The sequence below is a fragment of the Streptomyces sp. NBC_00400 genome (assembly GCF_036048035.1).
In the GTDB taxonomy this organism is placed as follows: domain Bacteria; phylum Actinomycetota; class Actinomycetes; order Streptomycetales; family Streptomycetaceae; genus Streptomyces.
Genome location: NZ_CP107940.1, coordinates 2,190,596 through 2,214,844, shown reverse-complemented (window position 1 = coordinate 2,214,844; position 24,249 = coordinate 2,190,596). Strand labels below are relative to the sequence as shown.

Here is a 24,249-nt window from a genome sequence, read left to right as displayed (position 1 = left end):
CGCGATTTTTTGCGCCGGGGCAACGCAAACCGACTCTCGCGTACGGGGTCCGGATCCGGCCGGATAGGCTCAGGGCCCGATGGACACCGACGCACAGCTCACGGAGCGCGACCCCTCTCCCACCCCCGAACAGGGGCCGGAGCAGGGGTCGCGCTCCGCGCGTTTGCTCGCCCGTGCGGCCGGTCTGCGCCACCGGCCGGCCACCCTGCTCGCGCTGTGCCTGGCCTTCGCCTTGCTGCTCAGCGCGTGTGTGGCGCAGCCCTTTCTGATTCCCAGTTCCTCCATGGAGAACACCCTGCGGATCGGGGACCGGGTGCTGGTCAACAAGCTGGCGTACCGTTTCGGCAGCGAGCCGGCGCGGGGCGATGTGGTGGTGTTCGACGGCACCGGCTCCTTCGTTCACAGGGAGCAGGAGGAGAATCCCGTCACGGGACTGCTGCGCGGAGCCGGCGCGGCGCTGGGCCTGGCCCGGCCCGCCGAGACCGACTATGTCAAGCGCGTGATCGGCACCGGCGGTGACCACGTGACCTGCTGCGACAAACGGGGGCGGATCGAAGTGAACGGTGAGCCCGTGAATGAGGCGTATCTCCACCCCGGGGACTCGCCGTCCTCGGTGGATTTCGACATCGTGGTGCCGGAGGGCAGGCTGTGGGTCATGGGGGACCACCGCGCCAGATCAAGCGACTCCCGCGACCACCTCGGTGACCCCGGAGGCGGCACGGTCCCGGTGGAGAAGGTCATCGGCCGCGCGGACCTGATCACCTGGCCGGCGAGCCGCTGGCGCACCTTCGAGCACCCACGGTCCTTCGACCGGATACCCGCCGCGGCAGGCCCCCATGGGTAACCGCGGACGCCCCCGTCACGGGGGCAAGGGCACTCCTCAGCCCGGAAGGGGTGCCGACACCCCTCGGCCCGGAAGGGGCGCCGACAGCTCCCGGCGCGGCCGCGGCGGGCCGGAACGCGGCGCCGACGCCCCGTACAGCGGCAGCGGCGCGTACGGCGACCCTCAGGAGACCGGCGGAAGCGACGGCTTGGGGGCGGGCGGGGCGGCGACCGGCAGGCGGGCGGGGCGGACCGGGACCGGCGGCCGGGCCGAGCGGCGGCGTATGGCGCGGCGCATCAAACGCCGCAGACAACGCTCTTACCTCAAGGAAATCCCCATCCTCGTCGGCGTGGCGCTGGCCATCGCCCTCGTCCTGAAGACCTTCCTCGTCCAGGCCTTCGTCATCCCGTCCGGCTCCATGGAGCAGACGATCAAGATCGGCGACCGGGTGCTGGTCGACAAGCTGACGCCGTGGTTCGGCTCCAAGCCGGCGCGCGGCGATGTGGTGGTCTTCAAGGACCCCGGAGGCTGGCTCAAGGGCGAACAGAACAAGCCCCCCGCCGACGGCGGCGCCTTCCAGCCGGTCAAGGACGCCATGACCTTCATCGGGCTGCTGCCGTCGGCCGACGAGCAGGACCTGATCAAGCGCGTCGTGGCGGTCGGCGGGGACACCGTCAAATGCTGCGACGAACAGGGCAAGGTCACCGTCAACGGCACCCCGCTGACCGAACCGTACATCCATCCGGGCAACCCGCCCTCCACGCTGAAGTTCACGGTGAACGTCCCCACCGGACGGATCTTCGTGATGGGCGACCACCGTTCCAACTCCGCGGATTCGCGCTTCCACCTGGACGAGCCGTACCGTGGCACGGTCTCGGAGGACGGTGTCGTGGGCCGGGCGGTGGTGATCGGCTGGCCGTTCAGCCACTGGCGGCGCCTGGAAGAGCCGGACACCTTCACGACCGTGCACGACGCGCCGGGCGCCAAGGCGTCGGCGGCAGGCGCTCCGCATAGGCTGTCCCCCGAGAGTTTGACCGTACTCCCGACCCCTGCGGAACTCCCGCTCGTTATGGGAGTGGTGGGCCTGCGCCGGTTGACGGGCAGGCGAGTGCGTGGAGTGAGGAGTAGATGTGGGGGACTTGGCGGTCGGCGCGCGGTCCGGAACCGAAGAGCCCGAAGAGCCGGCAGGACGTGGTGAGACCACGCGGCCGGCGACGAGTTCCGTGCATCAGTCACCAGCTCGGTCAGGGGCGCAGGCCCAGAGTTCACCTTCGGCGGACTCGTCGGACACGTCCGATACGTTGGACATGTCAGCGGGCAAGGAGGTGAGCGGCGGCATGAAGAAGGCCAAGAAGCCGCGCGCCTTCTGGAAGGAGCTGCCGATCCTCATCGGGATCGCGCTGCTCCTGGCGCTGCTGATCAAGACCTTCCTGGTCCAGGCGTTCTCGATCCCGTCCGATTCGATGCAGGACACCCTGCAGCGCGGGGACCGGGTGCTGGTCGACAAGCTGACGCCGTGGTTCGGCTCCAAGCCGCAGCGCGGCGAGGTCGTCGTCTTCCACGACCCGGGCGGCTGGCTGAACGAGACGCCGACCCCCGAGCCCAACCCCGTCCAGAAGGTCCTCAGCTTCATCGGCCTGATGCCCTCGGCCGAGGAGAAGGACCTGATCAAGCGGGTGATCGCGGTCGGCGGCGACACCGTCGAGTGCCATGGCACCGGCCCCGTCAAGGTCAATGGCAAGGCGCTCGACGAGGACTCGTACGTCTTCCCCGGGGCCACGCCCTGCGGCGACCGGGCGTTCGGCCCGATCCACGTCCCCAAGGGCCGGATCTGGGTGATGGGCGACCACCGCGACGACTCCCTCGACTCCCGCTACCACCAGAACCTCAAGGGCAACGGCACGGTCTCGGAGAACGAGGTCGTCGGCCGGGCGTTCACCATTGCCTGGCCCGTCAACCGCTGGGCGACGCTGCCCGTGCCGGACACCTTCGACCAGCCCGGTATCAACAAGGCCATGGCGGCGACGCCGGCGGCCCTCGGCCTCGCCGGTGCGGTGCCGATCGTGATCTGGCGTCGCCGGAGGCTGACCGGAACACGTAACCCCAGGTAAGGTGCCGTCCCGGATCTTCGACGCGGGCGCGGTCCGCGGGGTGGGAGCGCTGGGATGAGCAGCAGTACGGAAAGCAGGACCGACGGCCGCGGCCGGACGACGGGCAGTGTGCTGTCCGGTCTGGCCGTGGCCGTCGGCTGTGTGCTGTTCCTGGGCGGCTTCGTATGGGCGGCGCTGATCTACCGCCCCTATACGGTGCCGACCGACTCGATGACGCCGACGATCGCGGTCGGGGCGCGGGTCCTGGCCGAGAAGGTCGACGGCTCCGAGATACGCCGCGGCGACATCGTCGTCTTCAAGGACTCCACCTGGGGCAACCTGCCGATGGTCAAGCGCGTCGTCGGCGTCGGCGGTGACAAGGTCGCCTGCTGCACCGAGCAGGGCCGGCTGACGATCAACGGAACCCCCGTCGAGGAACCGTATCTGCAAGGCAGCGGGCCCGCCTCACCCATCGGCTTCAAGGCAAAGGTCCCCACTGGCCAGCTCTTCCTGCTCGGTGACCACCGCAGCGATTCCCTCGACTCCCGCGTCCACCTCACCGATGGCGACCACGGCTCCGTACCGCGCAGCGCCGTCAATGCCCGGGTCGACGCACGCGCCTGGCCGCTCGGCAGCGTCGGCGTGATGCAGCGCCCGGCGGCATTCTCGGCCTTCCCCGGCGGCACCTCGCAGCCCGGTCCGGTGCGGCCCATCACCCTCGCGGTGGTCGCCGGCGCGGTCCTCATCCTCGTCGGTGCGGCCTACGGGCCCCTGGCCCGGCGTAAGGCGCGCAAGGGTGCCTGAGGGGCCACGACGGGGCGTGGAGGGACCGACCGCGTCCCAGGGGGCGGCGGCCGGTGACACACCGGACGCGCCCTTGGTGCGTCCGGTCTCCCGCATCGTGCTGCTCGACCCCGACGACCGGATCCTGCTGCTCCACGGCTTCGAACCGGCCCGCCCCGCCGAGAGGTGGTGGTTCACCCCCGGTGGCGGCCTGGAAGGCACGGAGACCCGTGAAGAGGCGGCCCGCCGGGAGCTCGCCGAGGAGACCGGCATCACCGGTGCCGTCCTCGGCCCCGTCCTGTGGAAGCGCCGCTGTGCCTTCCCGTTCGACGGGCGGCGCTGGGAGCAGGACGAGTGGTATTACCTGGGAAGGACCGATCGGACTGTCACCGACACCGGCGGGCAGACTGACCTGGAGCGACGCAGCGTCTCGGGACTGAGGTGGTGGACTTCGGAGGAACTGTCCGCCTCGCATGAGACGGTGTATCCAACCAGACTCGCCGAGCTGCTGCGCAGGCTGCTCGACGAAGGGCCCCCCGATGCACCGGTGCTCCTGGAGACCGACCGGGTCTGACGCACAATGGGGGGACGCACGGCTGAAGGGGATCTGCCATGAGCGCCGAGGACCTCGAGAAGTACGAGACCGAGATGGAGCTGAAGCTCTACCGGGAGTACCGCGACGTCGTCGGGCTGTTCAAATATGTGATCGAAACCGAACGGCGTTTCTACCTCACCAATGACTACGAGATGCAGGTGCATTCGGTCCAGGGAGAGGTGTTCTTCGAGGTGTCGATGGCCGACGCCTGGGTCTGGGACATGTACCGCCCGGCCCGCTTCGTCAAGCAGGTGCGCGTCCTCACATTCAAGGACGTGAACATCGAAGAGCTCAACAAGAGCGACCTGGACCTTCCGGGGAGCTGAGGCGGCCGGAAGCGGCGGAGGGGGCGGGCCCCGCGCCCGGCCGCACCCGGACGGATGAGCGGGTTATCCACAACCGGCCCACTGTCCACCAAGATCCAACAGGTCGGGGCGGGAGCGTCACAGTCGGTGCCGGAGGTGGTACCGCATGAACGCCATGCAGGCCGGCCGCAGGGCCGAGGACGACGCACGGACCGCGGAGCCGGCGCGGAGGGCGCACGCAGGAGCGCCGCCCACGGAACACAAGCCACCCGCGGGCAGGCGGCCGGCCATCGAGCCGCCCGCCCCCCGGCCACCGGCCGCCGAACGGACAGCAGCCATGGCACCGGCGGCCGAACGGGGAGCCGCCACGCCACCGGCGCCCGGTCCGAAGACGGCCACACCAACGAAGCCCGGCCCTACGGCGGCCAAGCCGGCCGACACCCGACGGCGCGCCCTCGGACGCTATGGCGAGGACCTGGCCGCCCGGCGGCTCATCGAGGCCGGCATGCGCATCCTGGACCGCAACTGGCGCTGCCGCGACGGAGAGATCGACATCGTCGCCGCCGACGGCGACGCCCTGGTGGTCTGCGAGGTCAAGACCCGCCGCGCCGGCTGGTACGAACACCCCATGGCGGCCGTACGCCCCGAGAAGACCGCCCGCCTGCGGCTGCTGGCGGAACGCTGGCTGGAGCGGCACGGCGGCCCGCCACCCGGAGGCGTACGGATCGATGTGATCGGCGTCCTCCTGCCGGCCCGTGGTGCCCCGGTCGTCCAGCACGCCCGAGGGGTGGCCTGATGGGATTCGCCCGGACCTGCTCCGTCGCGCTGGTGGGCGTCGAAGGCGTCGTCGTCGAGGTCCAGGCCGACCTGGAACCCGGCGTCGCGGCCTTCACCCTCGTCGGGCTGCCCGACAAGAGTCTCATCGAGTCCCGCGAGCGGGTGCGGGCGGCGGTCGTGAACTCCGGCACCGAGTGGCCGCAGAAGAAGCTCACCGTCGGCCTCAGCCCGGCCTCCGTGCCCAAAGGCGGCAGCGGCTTCGACCTTGCCGTGGCCTGCGCGGTCCTCGGCGCCGCCGAACGCCTCGACCCCCGCGAACTCACCGACCTGATGATGATCGGCGAACTGGGCCTGGACGGCCGCGTCCGGCCCGTACGCGGAGTGCTGCCCGCCGTATTGGCCGCCGCCGACGCCGGATACCGCCAGGTCGTCGTCCCGGAGCAGACCGCGGCCGAGGCCTCGCTGGTCCCCGGCGTCTCCGTCCTCGGCGTCCGCAGCCTGCGTCAGCTCATCGCCGTCCTCGCCGACGAACCGGTACCCGACGAGGAAGACCCCTGCGAGGAAGGCCGCCCCGACCCGCTGCTCGCCGGACTGGTGATGCCCGGCACCGGCATCGGCGCGGGCCTGCCGGCCGGCGACCACGCCCCCGATCTCGCGGACGTCGCCGGCCAGCAGAGCGCCCGCCGCGCCCTGGAGGTGGCCGCCGCCGGACGCCACCACATCTTCTTCAAAGGCCCGCCCGGCGCCGGCAAAACCATGCTCGCCGAACGCCTCCCCGGGCTGCTGCCACGGCTGTCCCCCAAGGAATCCCTGGAGGTCACCGCCGTCCATTCGGTGGCCGGCACCCTCCCGCCGGGACAGCCGCTCCTCCATCGGCCGCCTTACTGTGCCCCGCACCACTCCGCGACGATGGCATCCCTCGTGGGCGGCGGCACCGGACTGCCGCGCCCCGGAGCCGTCTCCCTGGCCCATCACGGCGTGCTGTTCGTGGACGAGGCCGCCGAATGCAGCCCACGTGTCCTTGACGCGCTGCGCCAGCCACTGGAATCCGGCCATGTCGTCGTCGCCCGGGCGGCGGGCATGATGCGCATGCCCGCCCGCTTCCTCCTCGCCCTCGCCGCCAACCCCTGTCCGTGCGGACGGCACGGCACCCCCGGCGGTGGCTGCGAATGCCGGCCGTCGTCCATCCGCCGCTACCGAGCCCGGCTCTCCGGGCCCCTGATGGACCGAGTGGACCTCCGGATCGCCGTTCAACCGGTCGCCCGCTCCGAACTGGTCGCCCTCGGCCGCGGTGCCGAATCCACCGCGACCGTGGCCGAACGCGTCCACGCCGCCCGCGAGCGTGCCGCCGCCCGTCTCGCCGGCACTCCGTGGCGGACCAACAGCGAGGTACCCGGCCATGAACTGCGCACCCGCTGGCAGGTCCACCCGGGCGCCCTGGCCCCGGCTGAACGTGACCTCGAATGCGGTCTGCTCACGGCCCGCGGCCTCGACCGAGTCCTCCGCGTCGCCTGGACCGCCGCCGACCTGTCCGGCCGCGACCGCCCCACCGGCGAAGACGTCAACTGGGCCCTGGAACTCCGTACGGGGGTACGCCGCGGCGCGCCGACAGCAGCGAACGGGCGCGGGGGCAAACGCACGACCACGACGACCGCCGCGCAGCCGCAGGGACAGGTGTGAGCAATGACCACCACCGACGCATGGGGCTTCGCCACGGGGGAACCCGTCACCGCCACGCCGGACCGGAGCCAGGGGCCCGCGCCGACCGCCAGGCCGGGCCCCGCCGCACACACGACGACCGAGCCGCAACCTGCACGGCCGGTGGCAGCCGGCCGGCGGACCGCCCGCCGCGAGGGACACGAACCGCAGCGCACCGCCCGCGCCGCCCTGACCCGCATCCTCGAACCGGGTGACGAAACCGCCGGCCGCTGGTTGCGGGAGATGGGCCCGGTGGCCCTCTGGCGCGCCCTCTCCGACGACGCGGCGGACCCGCCCACGGGCACCACCCCGGCCAAGATCGCGGGCCTGCGGTTACGGGCCGCCCGGGCCCGCCCCACCGCGGACCTCGATGCCATCACCGCCCTCGGCGGCCGGTTCCTCTGCCCCGGGGACGACGAATGGCCCGGCCAGCTCGACGACCTCGGGGACGCCCGCCCCATCGGCCTGTGGGTGCGCGGGACGGCCAACCTCAGGCTGTGGGCGCTGCGCTCCGTCGCCGTCGTCGGCGCCCGGGCCTGTACCGACTACGGCGCGCACCTCGCCACCACCCTCAGCGCCGGACTCGCCGACCGCGGCTGGGCCGTTGTCTCCGGAGCCGCATACGGGGTCGACGGCGCGGCTCACCGCGGCGCGCTGGCCGCGGACGGCGCAACCATCGCCGTCATGGCCTGCGGGGTCGACCACGCCTACCCCCGGGGCCACACCGAGTTGATCGGCAGGATCGCCGAACAGGGCTTGGTGGTCGCCGAGTTGCCGCCCGGCGACCACCCCACCCGCAGTCGCTTCATCCAGCGCAACCGCGTCATCGCCGCACTCACCAGAGGCACCGTCGTCGTGGAGGCCGAGCTGCGCAGCGGCTCGCTGGTCACCGCCCGGCGAGCGCTGGCCCTCGGCCGCTTCACGATGGGCGTGCCGGGTCCGGTCACCAGCAGTCTGTCCGCCGGGGTGCATCAACTCCTGCGCGGCGAGGCCGCGGTGGTCACCGGCGCCGACGAAGTCATCGAACTCGTCGGCAGCATCGGCGACCTCGCTCCCGAGCAGCAGGGCCCGACCCGCATCCGCGACCTCCTCGATCCCCTCGCGACCCGCGTACTGGAGGCGCTGCCCGCGCACGGCGGCACGGACACCGGCCGTCTGGCGGAGGAGGCCGCCACGCCCCGTGAGGTCACGCAGCGCAAACTCTTCGAGCTGTTGTCCCTCGGATTCGTGCAAAGGTGCGGTGATCGCTGGGAGTTGGCGCGACGCGCCGAGAGGACTGAGGGTTCCCGGCGAGGCGGTACTTGACCTGGGGCGAACGGGTGAAAGGGTGAGGGGAATGACCGCAGAATCCAGGTTTGCCGTGCTTCGGGGCGCGGGGCCGATCCATGAGGAGACGGCGATGTGGCGCAGGGGATGGACGGGGTCCCGTGCACCGTGTCAACGCGTCCGCCCGCACGGCCCTTCGGGGGCCGCATCCGGCCCCTTGTCCGGGTGTCGCCACGCCGTACGAGGTAACCCTGAGGTGCGGGCAGCGGAACGTATCTGCGCACGCCCGAACCTGCCGTCCTCGCGCACCGCGACGCTTCGGTCACGCTACGCTCACAGGCAATTCCACCCTCATACATCCATCCACCCGCGTCTCGGCAGAACGGCTCAAGGCGACGAATGCCCCAGCACACCTCCGGGTCTGATCGTGCGGCTGTACCACCCGCCGCGCGCGGCAGCGTGCGCCCCGCCCCGCCCACCTCGCTCGACGAGCTGTGGCGCTCCTACAAGGCGTCGGGCGACGGGCGGCTGCGAGAACAGCTGATCCTGCACTACTCGCCGCTGGTCAAGTACGTCGCCGGCCGCGTCAGCGTCGGCCTGCCCCCCAACGTCGAGCAGGCCGACTTCGTCTCCTCCGGAGTCTTCGGACTGATCGACGCCATCGAGAAGTTCGAACCCGAACGCGCCATCAAGTTCGAGACCTACGCCATCACCCGCATCCGCGGCGCAATGATCGACGAGCTGCGTGCCCTGGACTGGATTCCGCGCTCCGTACGGCAGAAAGCCCGTGCCGTCGAACGGGCCTACGCCACCCTCGAAGCGCAGCTGCGCCGTACCCCGTCCGAGGCGGAGGTCGCCGAGGAGATGGGCATTGCGCTGGAGGAACTCCACGGTGTGTTCAGCCAGCTGTCCTTGGCGAACGTGGTCGCCCTGGAAGAGCTCCTGCACGTCGGCGGCGAGGGGGGCGAACGGCTGAGCCTGATGGACACTCTGGAGGACACGGCCGCCGAGAACCCCGTCGAGATCGCCGAGGACCGCGAGCTGCGGCGGCTGCTCGCGCGCGCCATCAACACCCTCCCCGAGCGCGAGAAGACCGTGGTCACGCTCTACTACTACGAAGGGCTCACGCTCGCCGAGATCGGCAACGTCCTCGGCGTCACGGAGAGCAGGGTCAGTCAGATCCACACCAAGTCCGTACTCCAGCTCAGAGCGAAGCTCGCTGACGTCGGACGCTGAGTCACCCCCCGGGCGCCCGGGTTTTCCGCGTGCCGTGTCGCCATGCGGAGTGCCACGCGGGGCGTGCCATCCGTAGAGTGGGGACGTGCCCAGGATTCGAGCGGCCTCTGTGGCCGAGCACCGGACGATGCAGCGCGGCGCCCTCTTGGACGCTGCCCGCACCCTGCTGTCCGAAGGCGGAACGGAAGCACTGACCTTCCCCGCCCTCGCCGAGCGCACGGGCCTCGCGCGCTCTTCCGTGTATGAGTACTTCCGCTCCCGCGCCGCTGTCGTGGAAGAGCTGTGCGCCGTCGACTTCCCGGTCTGGGCCGCTGAGGTGGAGGCCGCGATGGAGCGCGTCGACACGCCCGAGGAGAAGGTCGAGGCATATGTACGACGGCAGCTCGCCCTGGTCGGCGACCGGCGCCACCGCGCCGTTGTCGCCATTTCGGCCGGTGAGCTGGACGCCGGCGCACGCGAGAAGATCCGCGCGGCCCACGGCGGACTGATCGCCATGATCGTCGAGGCGCTGGCCGCCCTCGGCCATGCACAGCCCCGACTCGCGGCCATGCTCCTCCAAGGAGTCGTCGACGCCGCGGTCCGCCGCATCGAACTCGGTGCCGCAGAAGACCCGGACGAGATCACGGAGGCGGCGGTGTCTATGGCGCTCCGGGGGGTTCGTGGCTGACTTGGGGGCTTCTCTCTCCCCCCGGGCCCCGGCCCACCCACCCACCTCCACCACCTCCACGCTCGTTGGCCCCGCAGCCCGCAGCCCGCAGCCCGCAGCCCGCAGCCCGCAGCCCGCAGCCCGCAGCCCGCAGCCCGCAGCCCGCAGCCCGCAGCCCGCAGCCCGCAGCCCGCAGCCCGCAGCCCGCAGCCCGCAGCCCGCAGCCCGCAGCCCGCAGCCGGTCGGTCGTCGACCTCGTCGTGCAGCGATGGGCGCCTCGTCCCACGGGGCTGCCGCCTCTGCGGCAGACCAGCACTACGACCGAAGCGTCAACGCTTCCTCTGCTCTGCTCCTTCGGCTCCCGCTCCCGGCTGTCAGGGCTGCCTCGTGATCACCCACCTTCCTGCCGATGGCCGTGCGACTCTCCATCCGGCCATCCGGCCATCCGGCTGCCTGGGCACGTTCTTTTCGTCCTCGGTCGACCCAGCCCTCCGGTGGAGCCGGCCCAGAGCCCAGACGGCCGCTGCCACGAGCCCGGCTGCTTCCATGAGGGCAGCTCCTGTCGGCGCCGGCCTTCGCTGCTGGGCTGCTGGTTTCGTCGGCACCGCTGAATGCGCCGGTCCTGCTGCTCCCGAATGCCGGGGGGCCGTGCGGTCGGCCGTGGGTACAGGAACCCCGAAGACCGGCAGCAGCCGCGAGGGGCCGCCGCGGAGCATGCTGTCGGGCAGCAGGGACAACGGATCCAGGTAGCTCTTGCCGCGGCGCAGGCCCCAGTGGAGGCATGGCGCCCGACAGTGGAACGGGCCGCGCTGCAGGACGGCGACCGGCTGACCTGTGGTGACGCGTTGGCCCTTGCGGACCGTGGGCCGTACGGGCTCGTAGGTGGTGCGTAACGGGGGACGGCCCGAGCGGGATACCTCGATCGTCAGGACGCCACGGCCTGCGACGGTTCCGGCATACGCAACCCGGCCGGGTGCCGCTGCCCGTACCGGCGCGCCGGCGGGCGCGGCCAGGTCCACACCCCGGTGCCCGGCCGCCCAGGGCGAAGGAGGCGGCTCCCATCCGCGTACCACCGCGGGCCCTACGCCTCTTCCGGCCCCTCCCACCGGCCACGCTCTGTCCCCACCAGAGGGGTCGGCCCGCGCTACTGCTTCGCGACGTGCCGCCGGTCCGGGGCGTGTCACCGGCTCGTCACGGGGCATTTCCGGCACCTCCTGGGCGTGTGTTCCCCTCTCCGGCGGCCTCGCTCCGTCGTTACGCGCCGCAGCACCCGCAGCACCCGCAGCACCCGCAGCACCCGCAGCACCCGCAGCACCCGCAGCACCCGCAGGCCCCTCCGCCATCTGCTCCACCCTGTGCTCCATCCCGTGCTCCGCCCTCACGGCCAAGGACGGAGCGGCGGCAGCGCTCGCCGGTACGGGAACCAGAGCGGTGAGCACCGCGGCCGCGGCGGGGGCCAGGAGCGCACCCAGAGCACGGGCCGGGAAGAAGCAGCTCGGCCCATAGCCGGCCGGTTCTGCGCGCGGCGTCGGCGGTAAGGGTGTCGACGGCCGGAAGCGTGGCCGGGGAGGGAGAGCCGGGGGAGGGAGAGGAGAGCCCGGCGGAGAAGGCGAAAGAGGAGGGGAAGGCGAAAGAGGAGAGGGAGGGAACAGGGGCGGGGAGGCGAACGGGGGCCAGGACGGGAACGGGGAGGGAGACGGGGCGAGGCCCGTCCGGCGCTTCAGCCGGCTGCGGCCTGGTTCGTGCCGCCTGTTGCGGTCCGGCTCGTGCCGCCCGTTGCGGGCCCGCCCGAGCCAGCCGCTGCGGGCGGTGCCGCGCCGCCCGCCGTATGCCGGTCCGGGCTGGCGTCCGCGGAAGCGGCTGACGGCATGGCGGATCGTGGTCGAGCCGGAGTGTGGTCCAGGGCTTCGTCGAGTGTCCGGTCGTGGGGTGCGTTGCGGGTTCGGTTCTGTGTTCCGTCGCATGTCCCGACGGTGGCGCAGTCCGCGGCGGCGTGGGGATCTTGGTCAGAAGCTGTGGATGAGCGGGCGGTTGTGGACAACGGTGTCACCCGCGCGGGGATCGAAATGGTGTGTGTCGCCCGGTGCATCGGCAGTCCCGTACACTTCTGATGGCGATCCGGGTCACCGGGTCGACTTCGCACGCCCCGCCGTCAGTGCACCAGTCCCTTTCGGGCAGCACGACGGCCGCGCTCCTCGGTCCTCGGACGGCCCCGCAAGGTGCTTTCCCCGGCAGGCGCGTCGGGGCGTCAGGCACCGCGGCCGACCGGCCGCAGTGGAACCGAGTACAACAAGGAGTACGGCCATGGCCGTCGTCACGATGCGGGAGCTGCTGGAGAGCGGCGTCCACTTCGGGCACCAGACCCGCCGCTGGAACCCGAAGATGAAGCGCTTCATCTTCACCGAGCGCAACGGCATCTACATCATCGACCTGCTCCAGTCGCTGTCGTACATCGACCGCGCCTACGAGTTCGTCAAGGAGACCGTCGCCCACGGTGGCTCGGTCATGTTCGTCGGCACGAAGAAGCAGGCCCAGGAGGCCATTGCCGAGCAGGCCACCCGCGTGGGCATGCCCTACGTGAACCAGCGCTGGCTCGGCGGCATGCTGACCAACTTCTCGACCGTCTACAAGCGCCTGCAGCGCCTGAAGGAGCTCGAGCAGATCGACTTCGAGGATGTGGCCGCCTCCGGCCTCACCAAGAAGGAGCTCCTCGTCCTCTCCCGCGAGAAGGCCAAGCTGGAGAAGACCCTCGGCGGTATCCGCGAGATGCAGAAGGTGCCCAGCGCCGTCTGGATCGTGGACACCAAGAAGGAGCACATTGCCGTCGGTGAGGCGCGCAAGCTCAACATCCCGGTCGTCGCGATCCTCGACACCAACTGCGACCCGGACGAGGTCGACTACAAGATCCCGGGCAACGACGACGCGATCCGCTCCGTCACCCTGCTCACCCGCGTGATCGCCGACGCCGTCGCCGAGGGCCTCATCGCCCGCTCCGGTGCCGCCACCGGCGACCAGAAGCCCGGTGAGAAGGCTGCTGCCGCCGAGCCGCTGGCCGAGTGGGAGCGCGACCTGCTCGAGGGCGAGAAGAAGGCTGACGACGAGGCCCCCAAGGCCGAGGAGAAGCCCGCCGAGGAGGCCGCCCCGGCCGCCGAGGCCCCCGCCGCCGAGGCCGCCCCGGCCGCCGAGGCCCCCGCCGCCGAGGCCGAGAAGCCGGCCGCGGACGCCGAGCAGGCCTGACCCGCAGCATCCGGCTGATGACGGCGGGGGAGGGCGCCACAAGCGCCGCCCCCGCCGTCCACCCGTAGATCTTTCGACTTCGAGATTTCGAGAAGAGATTCACAGACCATGGCGAACTACACCGCCGCTGACGTCAAGAAGCTCCGCGAGCTCACCGGCGCCGGCATGATGGACTGCAAGAAGGCCCTGGACGAGGCCGAGGGCAATGTCGACAAGGCCGTCGAGGCGCTGCGCATCAAGGGCCAGAAGGGCGTCGCCAAGCGCGAGGGCCGCTCCGCCGAGAACGGCGCCGTGGTCTCCCTGGTCGGCGACGACAACGCCTCCGGTGTCATCGTCGAGCTGAAGTGCGAGACGGACTTCGTCGCCAAGGGCGAGAAGTTCCAGGCCGTCGCCAACGAGATCGCCGCGCACATCGCGAAGACCTCTCCGGCCGACATCGAGGCCCTGCTCGCCTCCGAGATCGAGGCCGGCAAGACCGTCCAGGCGTTCGTCGACGAGGCCAACGCCACCCTGGGCGAGAAGATCGTCCTGGACCGCTTCGCGCAGTTCTCCGACGGCTTCGTGTCGGTCTACATGCACCGCACCATGCCTGACCTGCCGCCGCAGATCGGTGTCCTTGTCGAGCTCGACAAGGAGAACGCCGAGGTCGCCAAGGGCATCGCGCAGCACATCGCCGCGTTCGCCCCGAAGTACCTCGCCAAGGACGACGTCCCGGCCGAGGTCGTCGAGGCCGAGCGCCGCGTCGCCGAGGAGACCACGCGTGCGGAGGGCAAGCCCGAGGCTGCCCTGCCGAAGATCGTCGAGGGTCGCCTCAACGGCTTCTTCAAGGACGCGACGCTGCTCGGTCAGGCGTACGCGCTCGACAACAAGAAGTCCGTCGAGAAGGTCCTGCAGGAGGCCGGTGTCACCCTGAAGCGCTTCGCGCGCATCAAGGTCGGCATCTGAGCCTGTCGCGAAGGCAGCGAATGACCTACGACCCCGCTAGGGTCGTAGGCAGTCGGCCGCTCAACGGCCGGCCGCAGATGTGACGAGGAGGCCATTGCCGCACAGGGATCTGGACCAGACCCACGGCAATGGCCTTCTTCGTATGTGCACGAGGAGAGCTCAATGATTCACGGTGCCGACGGCGCGCACGCAGACCATGCCGGCCACGGTGGCAGGCGACGCTTCCTGCTGAAGCTGTCGGGCGAAGCATTCGCCGGCGGCGGCGGACTGGGCGTCGACCCCGACGTCGTGCACGCGATGGCCCGCGAGATCGCCGCCGTGGTGCGCGACGGCTACGAGATCGCCATCGTGATCGGCGGCGGCAACTTCTTCCGTGGCGCCGAACTCCAGCAGCGCGGCATGGACCGCGCCCGCTCCGACTACATGGGCATGCTGGGCACGGTCATGAACTGTCTGGCCCTCCAGGATTTCCTGGAGAAGGAGGGCATCGACTCCCGCGTCCAGACGGCGATCACCATGGGCCAGGTCGCGGAGCCGTACATTCCGCTACGTGCGGTGCGCCATCTGGAGAAGGGCCGGGTCGTCATCTTCGGCGCCGGCATGGGCATGCCGTACTTCTCCACCGACACCACCGCCGCCCAGCGCGCCCTGGAGATCGACGCCGAGGCCATGCTGATGGGCAAGAACGGGGTGGACGGGGTCTACGACTCCGACCCCAAGAAGAACCCCGACGCGGTGAAGTTCGACGCCCTCGAATACGGCGAGGTCATCACCCGGGACCTGAAGGTCGCCGATGCCACCGCCATCACGCTCTGCCGGGACAACAAGCTCCCGATCCTCGTCTTCGAGCTGCTCGCCGAGGGCAACATCGCGCGCGCGGTGAAGGGTGAGAAGATCGGCACGCTCGTCAGCGATCAGGGCACCCGGGCCTGACGGCCCCAACTGCCGCGGTTCCGTACGGGCATCGGCCGGTACGGGCGGCAGCTCCCGTACCGGGGAAGACCCCGGTACGGGGATGGACAACGGCCTGCCGGTCGGACACCGTGCAGGAGAAGACGCGCGGCAGGGGCGAGGCTCTGCTTCTTACCGAAAAGACCAGGAGCAAGTGGTGATCGAAGAGATCCTCCTCGAGGCCGAGGAGAAGATGGAGAAGGCCGTCGTGGTCGCCAAGGAGGACTTCGCCGCGATTCGCACCGGGCGTGCGCACCCGGCGATGTTCAACAAGATCGTGGCGGACTACTACGGCGCGATGACGCCGATCAACCAGCTGGCGTCGTTCTCGGTTCCCGAACCGCGGATGGCCGTGGTGACCCCGTTCGACAAGAGCGCGCTGCGCAACATCGAGCAGGCCATCCGCGACTCCGACCTCGGCGTCAACCCGAGCAACGACGGCAATATCATCCGGGTGACGTTCCCCGAGCTGACCGAGGAGCGCCGCAAGGAGTTCATCAAGGTCGCGAAGAACAAGGGCGAGGACGCGAAGATCTCGATCCGCAGCGTCCGCCGCAAGGCCAAGGAAACGCTCGACAAGCTCGTCAAGGACAAGGAAACCGGCGAGGACGAGGTGCGCCGCGCCGAGAAGGAGCTCGACGACACCACCGCGAAGTACGTCGCGCAGGTGGACGAGCTCCTCAAGCACAAGGAATCCGAGCTCCTCGAGGTCTGATGAACGAGTCTTCCTGGGGGGCCGCCCCGCCCGGCGCCGGACACTGGGCACCGTCCGACCACGGACCGGCCTCCTCGCTTCGCGGGGTGGCGCCCCCCGCCCCGGCGGGTCCCGGGCACGACTGGGGTGACCCGGACCGGACTCGGCCCCTGCCCTTCGTGCCCGGGCCGGGCGGACACCAGGACGACGACCGGGAATATCGGGACATCCGGGATAGCCGGGATCACCTGGACGACCGGGGGGCTGCTCGACCGAGCGGCCCCCTGTTCCGCGACGAAAAGCCGCAGGAGCCCATGCCCACCTCTCTTTCCGGGTCCGACAGCTCGCCGGACTCAGAGAAGCCGAAGAAGAAGAGCGCGGGCCGCAATCTGCGCGCCGCGATAGGGGTCGGCATCGGCCTCGGCGCGATCATCGTTGCGTCGCTCTTCGTCTACAAGCCTGTCTTCATCGGCGTGATAGCGATCGCCGTAGTGGTGGGCCTGTGGGAGCTGACCTCGCGGCTGGCGGAGCGCAAGGACATCAAGGTGCCGCTGGTGCCGCTGGCAGTCGGTGGGACCGCCATGGTGGCCGCCGGATATATCCGCGGTGCCGAGGGTGCCTGGGTGGCGATGGCGCTCACGGCGCTGGCCGTCCTCGTCTGGCGGATGACCGAGGCACCCGAGAACTATCTGCGGGATGTCACCGCCGGTGTCTTCGCGGCGTTCTATGTGCCCTTCCTCGCGACGTTCGTGGCGCTGATGCTCGCGGCCGAGCCCGACGGGCCGGAGCGGGTGCTGACCTTCCTGATGCTGACGGTCGTCAGCGACACCGGCGCGTATGCGGTCGGCTGGCGGTTCGGCAGACACAAGCTCGCACCGCGCATCAGCCCCGGAAAGACCCGCGAAGGCCTCATCGGTGCGGTGCTCTTCGCGATGGTGGCCGGCGCACTGTGCATGGAATTCCTGATCGTGCACGGCGCCTGGTGGCAGGGCCTGCTCCTCGGCCTTGCGGTCGCGGCCAGCGCCACCCTCGGCGACCTCGGCGAATCCATGATCAAGCGCGATCTCGGTATCAAGGACATGGGCACCCTGCTCCCCGGCCACGGCGGAATCATGGACCGCCTCGACTCCCTGCTGCCGACGGCCCCGATCGTCTGGCTGCTGTTCGTGATCTTCGTGGGGTCCGGCTGACCGCACGGACTGCATGAGGGGGCTGCCGCACCGAGCGGGAGCCCCCTCTTCGCGTCTCTGCAGGTCTTCCTCCGCCACCGTCGGTCAGGTGCCGTACCGCCTTGAAACAGGTGCCGTACCGCCTTGAGATAGGCCTCGCCCTCCGAAGCCGTTCAGGCGGTTTGCGGAACCCGACGCGACACGAACGAGGAGGTGGCGTGATCAAGAAGCGCTGTACCGCTGCCGGTGCTGCCTGACGGGGGACGGCGCCGACGTCAGTGAGGCTGGACCGACACCTACCGGCGGCACGTGGCGATGCCCGCGTGACAGTGGCCGGGACAAACCGACAAACCCGGTCGTGGTCCGGATTCAGGGCTGCGAGCACGCCCTGATGAAGCTGGAGCCGGAAGTAATCGCCCGCCCGAGAAGCGGGCGGTGAACCGCGTCCCTCCCCAGCCGAGCCTGAGACCCCTGAAAAGGGGGAGAGCCAACGGAACCCTGCGCCTGCGAGTTGAAGATCCCTTCGACTCGCTGAGGAGCAGCACATCAGCAGAACCACCGAGAACACCGGCTTCACGTGCAGCAACTGTGGTGAAGAGGTCGCACCCCTCGTCAACGGGAGCTACCGCAACCACTGCCCGCAGTGTCTGCATTCGCTTCATGTGGACGTCAGGCCCGGAGACCGTGCCGGCGACTGCCGGGCGTTGATGCGCCCGGTGGCCGTCGACCACCAACCCACCAAGGGCTACATGATCGTCCACCGCTGCACCGGCTGCGGCGTCCGCCGTCGCCACCGCATGGCCGACGATCCCCACCAGGGCGACGACCTCGACCAGGTCCTCACCGTGATGCGCAGGGGGATCAGCCGTCACGAAGCAGGCCGGCACTCCCGGCCCTGACGGCTCATCGGCCCCCGACGGACGGCCCCCGCCGAGGCGGGGGCCGTCCGTCGGGGGGAGCGGCTGCTGCCGCGATGTGGCGTGGCGCAGCGTGCGTGCTCCGCTGGGCATCCCGCCGTCGTGGTTGAGCATGCGGCTGCCCTGGACGTCGCGAGGGCTCAGAGCTTGGACAATTTGGCGTACGGAGTCATGATCCGTGCCTGCAGCGAACCGAAGTCGACAAGTACTGCGATCTCATCCTCGATACAGATCACCCGGCCGAGGCCGTATTCATCGTGTGTGACCCGGTCGCCCATCGCGAACTGCTTGGGAGGGCGCGTGACCGGGGGCTTGAAGGGGCTGGACGGCAGATGGCGCCGGGCTACGGCAGGTTTTGTCATTACCAGCAGTATGCGCCTGGAGAGCGAGCTGCCACCCATCCCGCCGGCTAACGCAACCAAGCCGAGATCGCCGTCGGCGGCCACTGCTCAGCCGGTTTCCCCTCCGCCGGCTCCGCGACGCTGCGGACGCACCACCGGCTCGGCGGGCTCGGGTCGCTTCACCGGCCGCCGACCCGGGAGCCTCCGTCCCTTGGCGCCGGAGGTCTCCGTCCGCCGCTCTCAGGTCCCATGGAGCGATCACAATTGAGCGCCGAGCCGAGGTCAGGCCGATGACCCAGCCGTCCCTGGGTCGTCCGTGGGCCGTGCGAGGCGGGCCGTCAATGGCAGAAGGCCACAGTGGGTGATGGACCCCTCACCGCTCCGGCCTGGGGCTCCCTGGACGATCTGCCACACTGGACGCACCATGCCTGCACCCGGAGAACTTACTTTCGTCGCGCCGCGTGGGGCCAAGAAGCCTCCGCGGCACCTTGCCGATCTCAGCCCCGTCGAGCGTCGCGAAGCCGTGGCCGCGATCGGGGAGAAGCCGTTTCGCGCCAAGCAGCTGTCGCAGCACTACTTCGCCCGCTATGCGCACGACCCTGCGCAGTGGACCGACATCCCGGCGGCGGCGCGCGAGAAGCTGGCGAGAGAGCTGCTGCCGGACCTGATGAACGTCGTCCGGCACATCTCGTGCGACGACGACACCACGCGCAAGACGCTGTGGAAGATGCACGACGGCACGCTCGTCGAGTCCGTGCTGATGCGTTACCCGGACCGGGTCACCATGTGCATCTCCTCGCAGGCCGGGTGCGGAATGAACTGCCCGTTCTGCGCGACGGGGCAGGCGGGTCTGGACCGTAATCTGTCGACCGCCGAGATCGTGCACCAGATCGTCGACGGGATGCGTGCGCTGCGCGACGGCGAGGTGCCGGGCGGGCCCGCGCGGCTGTCCAACATCGTCTTCATGGGGATGGGTGAGCCGCTCGCCAACTACAAGCGGGTGGTCGGGGCGATCCGGCGGCTGACCGACCCCGAGCCCGATGGGCTGGGGCTGTCGCAGCGGGGGATCACCGTCTCGACGGTCGGGCTGGTGCCGGCGATGCTGCGGTTCGCCGATGAAGGATTCAAGTGCCGTCTGGCGGTGTCGCTGCATGCGCCCGATGACGAGCTGCGCGACACCCTGGTGCCCGTCAACACGCGCTGGAAGGTGCGTGAGGTGCTGGATGCGGCCTGGGAATACGCGGAGAAGTCCGGGCGGCGGATCTCGATCGAGTATGCGCTGATCCGGGACATCAACGACCAGGCGTGGCGCGGTGACCTGCTGGGACGGCTGCTGAAGGGCAAGCGCGTCCATGTGAACCTCATTCCGCTGAATCCGACGCCCGGCTCGAAGTGGACCGCCTCGCGCCCCGAGGACGAGCGGGCGTTCGTCCAGGCCATCGAGGCACACGGCGTGCCGGTGACCGTCCGCGACACCCGCGGCCAGGAGATCGACGGCGCCTGCGGGCAGCTCGCGGCCTCGGAACGCTGACCGCCCGCTGGTACTGTGTGATCGAACAAATGCACCATCCGACAGGGGAGCGCCACAGCGCTGAGAGTGCGGAAGCGTCGTAGACCTACGGTGCCCGCAGACCCTTGAACCTCGCCCGGGTCATTCCGGGTAGGAAGTTCGGTCGTCACTCATGCTGTTGCGCCCCGCACCGGGTCCCCTCCCTCCGTCATCGGACGCCGAGAGCCGTGGACACCGGGCGGGGCCGCGTCTCTTCCTGGCCAGCCAGGAGGAAATCAGTGAGCACCACGAGCAGAATCACCGCCACGGCGGTCGCCGCCGCGGTCGGCATGTCCGCGCTGGCCGCATGCGGTGCCCCGGGCGGGGGCGCGGACGCCAAGACCGTCACCCTCGTCAGCCATGACTCGTTCAATGTCTCCAAGTCGGTCCTGAGCGCCTTCGAGAAGGAGAGCGGCTACAAGGTCAGGATCCTCAAGGGCGGGGATGCCGGGAAAGCCGTCAACCAGGCGATCCTGTCCAAGGGCAATCCGCAGGGCGATGTCTTCTTCGGCATCGACAACACGCTGCTCTCGCGCGGTCTGCGCGAGGGGCTTTTCAGCCCGTACCGGGCCAAGGGGCTGGCGGATGTGCCGGCGGGGCTGCAGCTCGACAAGGGCGAGCACCGCGTCACCCCGCTCGACTACGGCGACATCTGCGTCAACTACGACCGCGGCTACTTCGCCCGGCACAAGACCCCGCCGCCGAAGACCTTCGACGATCTGCTCAAGCCCCGTTACAAGGGGATGCTCGTGACGGAGAACGCCGCCACCTCTTCCCCGGGGCTCGCCTTCCAGCTCGGCACCATCGCGAAGTACGGGCCGGCCGGCTGGCAGAGCTACTGGAAGAAGCTCAAGGCCAACGGCGCCGAGGTCGTCGACGGCTGGGAACAGGCCTACTACGAGCGGTTCACGGGATCCGCGGCCGGCAAGCGCAAGGGCGACAAGCCGCTGGTGGTCTCCTACGCCTCCAGCCCGCCGGCCGAGGTGCTGGACAAGAAGCCCGCGCCCAAGGAGGCGCCGACCGCGGTCGCGACGGGCACCTGCTTCCGCCAGATCGAATTCGGCGGCCTGCTCAAGGGAGCGAAGAACGAGAAGGGCGGTAAGGCGCTGCTGGACTTTTTGCTGAGCAAGAAGTTCCAGGAGGACGTACCGCTGCAGATGTTCGTCAACCCGGCACGCGAGGACGCCAAGGTGCCGGAGCTGTTCACCAAGTACGGCACGAGGATCGACAAGCCCACGACGCTGCCTCCCGAGACGATCACCAAGAACCGCGAACAGTGGATCAAGCAGTGGTCCTCGCTCGTTCTGAAGTAGTCCGCGGCGGGCGCCCGCGGCCCGTGCGGGGGACGGCGGCGCGGCTCGGCCTGATGGCGGTGCCGCTCGCCTTCTTCGCGCTGTTCTTCGCCTATCCGGTGGTGGCGATCGTCGGACGCGGGCTCAAGGACGGCGGGCAGTGGCAGCTCGGCCGGTTCGGTGCCGTGCTGAGCGACCCGGACATCGTCCATGTGCTGTGGTTCACCGTCTGGCAGGCGGCGGCCTCCACAGGGCTGACCCTGCTGATCGCGCTGCCCGGTGCCTACGTCTTCGCGCGATTCGACTTCCCCGGCAAGCAGGTGCTGCGGGCGGTGGTGGCGGTGCCTTTCGTGCTGCCGACCGTCGTCGTCGGCTCGGCCTTCCTGGCGCTGGCGGGACGGGGCGGACTGCTGGACGAGCTGTGGGGCCTGCGCCTGGACACCTCGGTGTGGGCGATCCTGCTCGCGCATGTGTTCTTCAACTACGCCGTGGTCGTACGGACCGTCGGCGGGCTCTGGGCCCAGCTCGACCCGCGCCAGGAAGAGGCGGCGCGGATGCTGGGGGCCGGACGGTTCGCGGCCTGGCGGAGAGTGACACTGCCCGCCCTGGGGCCCGCCGTAGCGGCCGCCGCGCTCATGGTCTTCCTCTTCACCTTCACCTCCTTCGGGGTGGTGCAGATTCTGGGCGGGCCCACCTTTGCGACGCTGGAGGTGGAGATCTACCGGCAGACCGCGGAGTTCCTGGACCTGCCGACGGCCGCCGTCCTCACCATGGTCCAGTTCGCGGCGGTGCTGGGCGTGCTGGCGTTGCATGCCTGGACGGTGCGCCGCCGGGAAACCGCCCTGCGGCTCGTGCCGGCCTCGCAGACCGCCCACCGGCCGCGCGGCCGTGGCCAGTGGACCCTGCTGTGGGGCACGCTCGCCGTCATCACCGTCCTGCTCATCGTGCCGCTCCTCGTGCTCGTGGAGCGGTCGTTCGCCGGGCCGGACGGCTACGGAGCGGTGTTCTACACCTCGCTGCGGTCGGCCGCGAGCGCCGACAGCACCTTCGCCGTCGCGCCCCTGGACGCCCTGTGGAACTCGCTCGCCTACGGGGCGGCCGCCACGGCGATCGCGCTGGTGGTGGGCGGACTGGCGGCCGCCGCGCTGACCCTCCCCCGGCTGGGCAGGGGCCCGTCCGGGCGGACGGCCCTGGTCAGCCGGTTCGTCCGGGGCTTTGACGCCCTGCTGATGCTGCCCCTCGGCGTGTCCGCGGTGACCGTCGGCTTCGGGTTCCTGATCAGTCTCGACACGCCGCCGCTCGATCTGCGCGCCTCGTGGTGGCTGGTGCCGCTCGCCCAGGCGCTGGTGGGGGTGCCGTTCGTGGTCCGGACGATGCTGCCGGTCCTGCGGGCGGTCGACGGCCGCCTGCGCGAGGCGGCCGCCGTGCTCGGCGCCTCGCCGTGGCGGGTGTGGCGCGAGGTCGACCTGCCGATGGTGCGGCGGGCCCTGCTGATCGCCGCGGGCTTCGCCTTCGCCGTCTCCCTCGGTGAGTTCGGCGCGACGGTCTTCATCGCGCGGCCGGACCAGCCGACGCTGCCGGTCGCCGTGGCACGCCTGCTGGGACGTGCGGGAGAGCTCAACTACGGGCAGGCGATGGCCCTGTCGACCCTCTTGATGGTGGTGTGCGCCGGTGCCCTGCTGGTACTGGAGCGCCTGCGCCCCCTCGACCACTCCGGGGAGTTCTAGATGACGGCACGGGCCGGGACCACCGGGCAGGAGCTGCTGCGGCTGGGCGGGGTGACCGTCCGCTTCGGCACGGCGGGGCGCCCCGCGCTGGACGCGGTGGACCTGGACGTCGCCGCGCACGAAATCGTGTGCGTCCTGGGGCCGAGCGGCAGCGGCAAGTCCACCCTGCTGAGGGTGGTCGCCGGGCTCCAACAGGCCGATGCGGGAGCGGTGTTGCTGGAGGGGCGGGAGCAGTCCGGGGTGCCGGCCCACCGGCGCGGGGTCGGCCTGATGTTCCAGGATCACCAGCTCTTCCCGCAGCACGACGTCGAGGGCAACGTCGCCTTCGGGCTGCGGATGCGGGGTTCCGCACGCGCCGACCGGCAGCGCACGGTCGCCGAACTGCTGGACCTCGTCGGACTGCCGGGCGCCCAGCGGCGCGCCGTGGCCTCCCTGTCCGGCGGCGAACAGCAGCGGGTCGCGCTGGCCCGCGCGCTGGCCCCCCGCCCCCGCCTGCTGATGCTGGACGAACCTCTCGGCCAGCTCGACCGCGGGCTGCGCGAACGGCTGGTCGTCGAACTCCGCCGCCTCTTTCGCGAATTGGGCACCACCGTATTGGCGGTCACCCACGACCAGGGGGAGGCCTTCGCGCTCGCCGACCGGGTCGTGGTGATGCAGGACGGCCGGATCGCGCAGACCGGCACCCCGTTGGAGGTCTGGCAGCGGCCCGCCACCGAATTCGTCGCCCGCTTCCTCGGTTTCGACAACGTGGTCGCGGCGACGGTGCAGGGCGAGGCGGCTGCCACCCCCTGGGGCAAGGTGCCGGTCCCGGACGGTACGGCGGACGGGCCGTGCCGCCTGCTCGTCCGCCCGGCCGGGGTGCGGCTGACCGGCGCCCCCGAGGGCCTGCCCTGTACGGTCACGGCCCGTACCTTCCGTGGCACCCATGTCGCGCTGCTGCTCCAGCCGGCCGGCGGTCCGCCGGTTGAGGCGGCCTGCGCACTGCGGGACGCGCCGGAGGCGGGGGAGCGGGTGGGCATCTCCTTCGCGGCACAGGACGTGGTGGTGCTGGGCGCGCCGGATGCGGCGGGCTGATCACCTCGGATACGACGGGCTGATCGTGATCACGTCGGAGCCGATGGACTGATCTGGCCGGAGCGGACGGACTGATCAGGCCGGGGCGGACGGACTGATCATGCCGGAGACCGCGGGCCGGTTACGCGGAGCGG

At 70.6% G+C, this 24,249-nt stretch carries 22 protein-coding genes and 1 pseudogene; 21 read left to right on the top strand and 2 right to left on the bottom strand.

Annotated features, from left to right (window positions below):
* Positions 1–79: 79 nt before the first annotated feature.
* The 11 genes and pseudogenes from lepB (OHS81_RS09610) to OHS81_RS09560 all read left to right on the top strand — a co-directional run bounded on the left by lepB (OHS81_RS09610) (position 80) and on the right by OHS81_RS09560 (position 10,240).
* Positions 80–844: a signal peptidase I gene (gene lepB / locus OHS81_RS09610; RefSeq protein WP_328384258.1), complete on the top strand. Its 765-nt coding sequence runs from the start codon at positions 80–82 to the stop codon at positions 842–844.
* Positions 837–2,021 (top strand): signal peptidase I, encoded by a 1,185-nt coding sequence (gene lepB / locus OHS81_RS09605; RefSeq protein WP_328384256.1) that lies wholly within the window; start codon positions 837–839, stop codon positions 2,019–2,021. Before lepB (OHS81_RS09610) ends, lepB (OHS81_RS09605) begins: the two co-directional genes overlap by 8 nt.
* The gene (lepB, locus tag OHS81_RS09600) at positions 1,963–2,934 is read left to right on the top strand and encodes a signal peptidase I (RefSeq protein WP_328391014.1); all 972 of its coding nucleotides are present in this window, start codon (positions 1,963–1,965) and stop codon (positions 2,932–2,934) included. The genes lepB (OHS81_RS09605) and lepB (OHS81_RS09600) overlap by 59 nt, the downstream gene beginning before the upstream one ends.
* A 54-nt stretch (positions 2,935–2,988) precedes the next feature.
* On the top strand, positions 2,989–3,717 hold the full coding sequence (gene lepB, locus OHS81_RS09595) for a signal peptidase I (RefSeq protein WP_328384254.1): 729 nt from the start codon (positions 2,989–2,991) through the stop codon (positions 3,715–3,717).
* A 16-nt stretch (positions 3,718–3,733) separates the two neighbouring features.
* Positions 3,734–4,270, top strand: coding sequence for an NUDIX hydrolase (locus tag OHS81_RS09590; RefSeq protein WP_328384252.1), 537 nt, complete (start codon positions 3,734–3,736; stop codon positions 4,268–4,270).
* A gap of 38 nt (positions 4,271–4,308) precedes the next feature.
* Positions 4,309–4,617 carry a DUF2469 domain-containing protein gene (locus OHS81_RS09585; protein ID WP_003980220.1) on the top strand — a complete coding sequence of 103 codons (309 nt, stop codon included), beginning with the start codon at positions 4,309–4,311 and terminating at the stop codon, positions 4,615–4,617.
* Between the two features lie 424 nt (positions 4,618–5,041).
* A pseudogene (locus OHS81_RS09580) lies at positions 5,042–5,392 on the top strand (YraN family protein); the annotation flags it as partial.
* The gene (locus OHS81_RS09575; RefSeq protein ID WP_328384249.1) at positions 5,392–7,053 is read left to right on the top strand and encodes a YifB family Mg chelatase-like AAA ATPase; all 1,662 of its coding nucleotides are present in this window, start codon (positions 5,392–5,394) and stop codon (positions 7,051–7,053) included. The pseudogene OHS81_RS09580 and the gene OHS81_RS09575, both read left to right, overlap by 1 nt.
* A gap of 3 nt (positions 7,054–7,056) precedes the next feature.
* Complete coding sequence (dprA, locus tag OHS81_RS09570) at positions 7,057–8,376, top strand: DNA-processing protein DprA (protein ID WP_328384247.1); 1,320 nt, start codon at positions 7,057–7,059, stop codon at positions 8,374–8,376.
* A gap of 360 nt (positions 8,377–8,736) precedes the next feature.
* The gene (whiG, locus tag OHS81_RS09565; protein WP_088800290.1) at positions 8,737–9,573 is read left to right on the top strand and encodes an RNA polymerase sigma factor WhiG; all 837 of its coding nucleotides are present in this window, start codon (positions 8,737–8,739) and stop codon (positions 9,571–9,573) included.
* A gap of 127 nt (positions 9,574–9,700) precedes the next feature.
* Positions 9,701–10,240: a TetR/AcrR family transcriptional regulator gene (locus OHS81_RS09560; RefSeq protein ID WP_328391012.1), complete on the top strand. Its 540-nt coding sequence runs from the start codon at positions 9,701–9,703 to the stop codon at positions 10,238–10,240.
* Between the two features lie 353 nt (positions 10,241–10,593).
* Here the strand turns inward: OHS81_RS09560 and OHS81_RS09555 are convergent, their stop codons facing one another.
* Positions 10,594–11,421: a murein hydrolase activator EnvC family protein gene (locus tag OHS81_RS09555; protein ID WP_328384245.1), complete on the bottom strand. Its 828-nt coding sequence runs from the start codon at positions 11,419–11,421 to the stop codon at positions 10,594–10,596.
* A 1,102-nt stretch (positions 11,422–12,523) separates the two neighbouring features.
* Here OHS81_RS09555 and rpsB point away from each other — a divergent pair.
* The 6 genes from rpsB (at position 12,524) to OHS81_RS09525 (ending at position 18,114) form a co-directional block, all read left to right on the top strand.
* The gene (gene rpsB, locus OHS81_RS09550) at positions 12,524–13,456 is read left to right on the top strand and encodes a 30S ribosomal protein S2 (RefSeq protein WP_328384243.1); all 933 of its coding nucleotides are present in this window, start codon (positions 12,524–12,526) and stop codon (positions 13,454–13,456) included.
* A 108-nt stretch (positions 13,457–13,564) separates the two neighbouring features.
* Positions 13,565–14,401: a translation elongation factor Ts gene (gene tsf / locus OHS81_RS09545; RefSeq protein WP_328384241.1), complete on the top strand. Its 837-nt coding sequence runs from the start codon at positions 13,565–13,567 to the stop codon at positions 14,399–14,401.
* 162 nt (positions 14,402–14,563) lie between these two features.
* Positions 14,564–15,334, top strand: coding sequence for a UMP kinase (gene pyrH, locus OHS81_RS09540; protein WP_088800294.1), 771 nt, complete (start codon positions 14,564–14,566; stop codon positions 15,332–15,334).
* A 175-nt stretch (positions 15,335–15,509) separates the two neighbouring features.
* On the top strand, positions 15,510–16,067 hold the full coding sequence (gene frr / locus OHS81_RS09535) for a ribosome recycling factor (protein WP_030087489.1): 558 nt from the start codon (positions 15,510–15,512) through the stop codon (positions 16,065–16,067).
* Positions 16,067–17,236 carry a phosphatidate cytidylyltransferase gene (locus tag OHS81_RS09530; RefSeq protein ID WP_328384237.1) on the top strand — a complete coding sequence of 390 codons (1,170 nt, stop codon included), beginning with the start codon at positions 16,067–16,069 and terminating at the stop codon, positions 17,234–17,236. Before frr ends, OHS81_RS09530 begins: the two co-directional genes overlap by 1 nt.
* 524 nt (positions 17,237–17,760) lie before the next feature.
* Positions 17,761–18,114, top strand: a complete 354-nt coding sequence (locus tag OHS81_RS09525; protein ID WP_328391010.1) for an RNHCP domain-containing protein — start codon at positions 17,761–17,763, stop codon at positions 18,112–18,114.
* 158 nt (positions 18,115–18,272) lie between these two features.
* Here the strand turns inward: OHS81_RS09525 and OHS81_RS09520 are convergent, their stop codons facing one another.
* Positions 18,273–18,494 (bottom strand): hypothetical protein, encoded by a 222-nt coding sequence (locus OHS81_RS09520; RefSeq protein WP_328384235.1) that lies wholly within the window; start codon positions 18,492–18,494, stop codon positions 18,273–18,275.
* A gap of 403 nt (positions 18,495–18,897) precedes the next feature.
* Between OHS81_RS09520 and rlmN the strand changes: the two genes are divergently transcribed.
* The 4 genes from rlmN to OHS81_RS09500 all read left to right on the top strand — a co-directional run bounded on the left by rlmN (position 18,898) and on the right by OHS81_RS09500 (position 24,115).
* Positions 18,898–20,004: a 23S rRNA (adenine(2503)-C(2))-methyltransferase RlmN gene (gene rlmN, locus OHS81_RS09515; protein WP_328384233.1), complete on the top strand. Its 1,107-nt coding sequence runs from the start codon at positions 18,898–18,900 to the stop codon at positions 20,002–20,004.
* Between the two features lie 257 nt (positions 20,005–20,261).
* Positions 20,262–21,335, top strand: a complete 1,074-nt coding sequence (locus OHS81_RS09510) for a thiamine ABC transporter substrate-binding protein (protein WP_328384231.1) — start codon at positions 20,262–20,264, stop codon at positions 21,333–21,335.
* A complete protein-coding gene (locus OHS81_RS09505) occupies positions 21,311–23,041 on the top strand; it encodes an ABC transporter permease (RefSeq protein ID WP_443058838.1) in 1,731 nt (576 codons plus the stop codon). The genes OHS81_RS09510 and OHS81_RS09505 overlap by 25 nt, the downstream gene beginning before the upstream one ends.
* Positions 23,042–24,115, top strand: coding sequence for an ABC transporter ATP-binding protein (locus OHS81_RS09500; RefSeq protein ID WP_328384229.1), 1,074 nt, complete (start codon positions 23,042–23,044; stop codon positions 24,113–24,115). It begins immediately after the preceding gene.
* Positions 24,116–24,249: the final 134 nt, after the last annotated feature.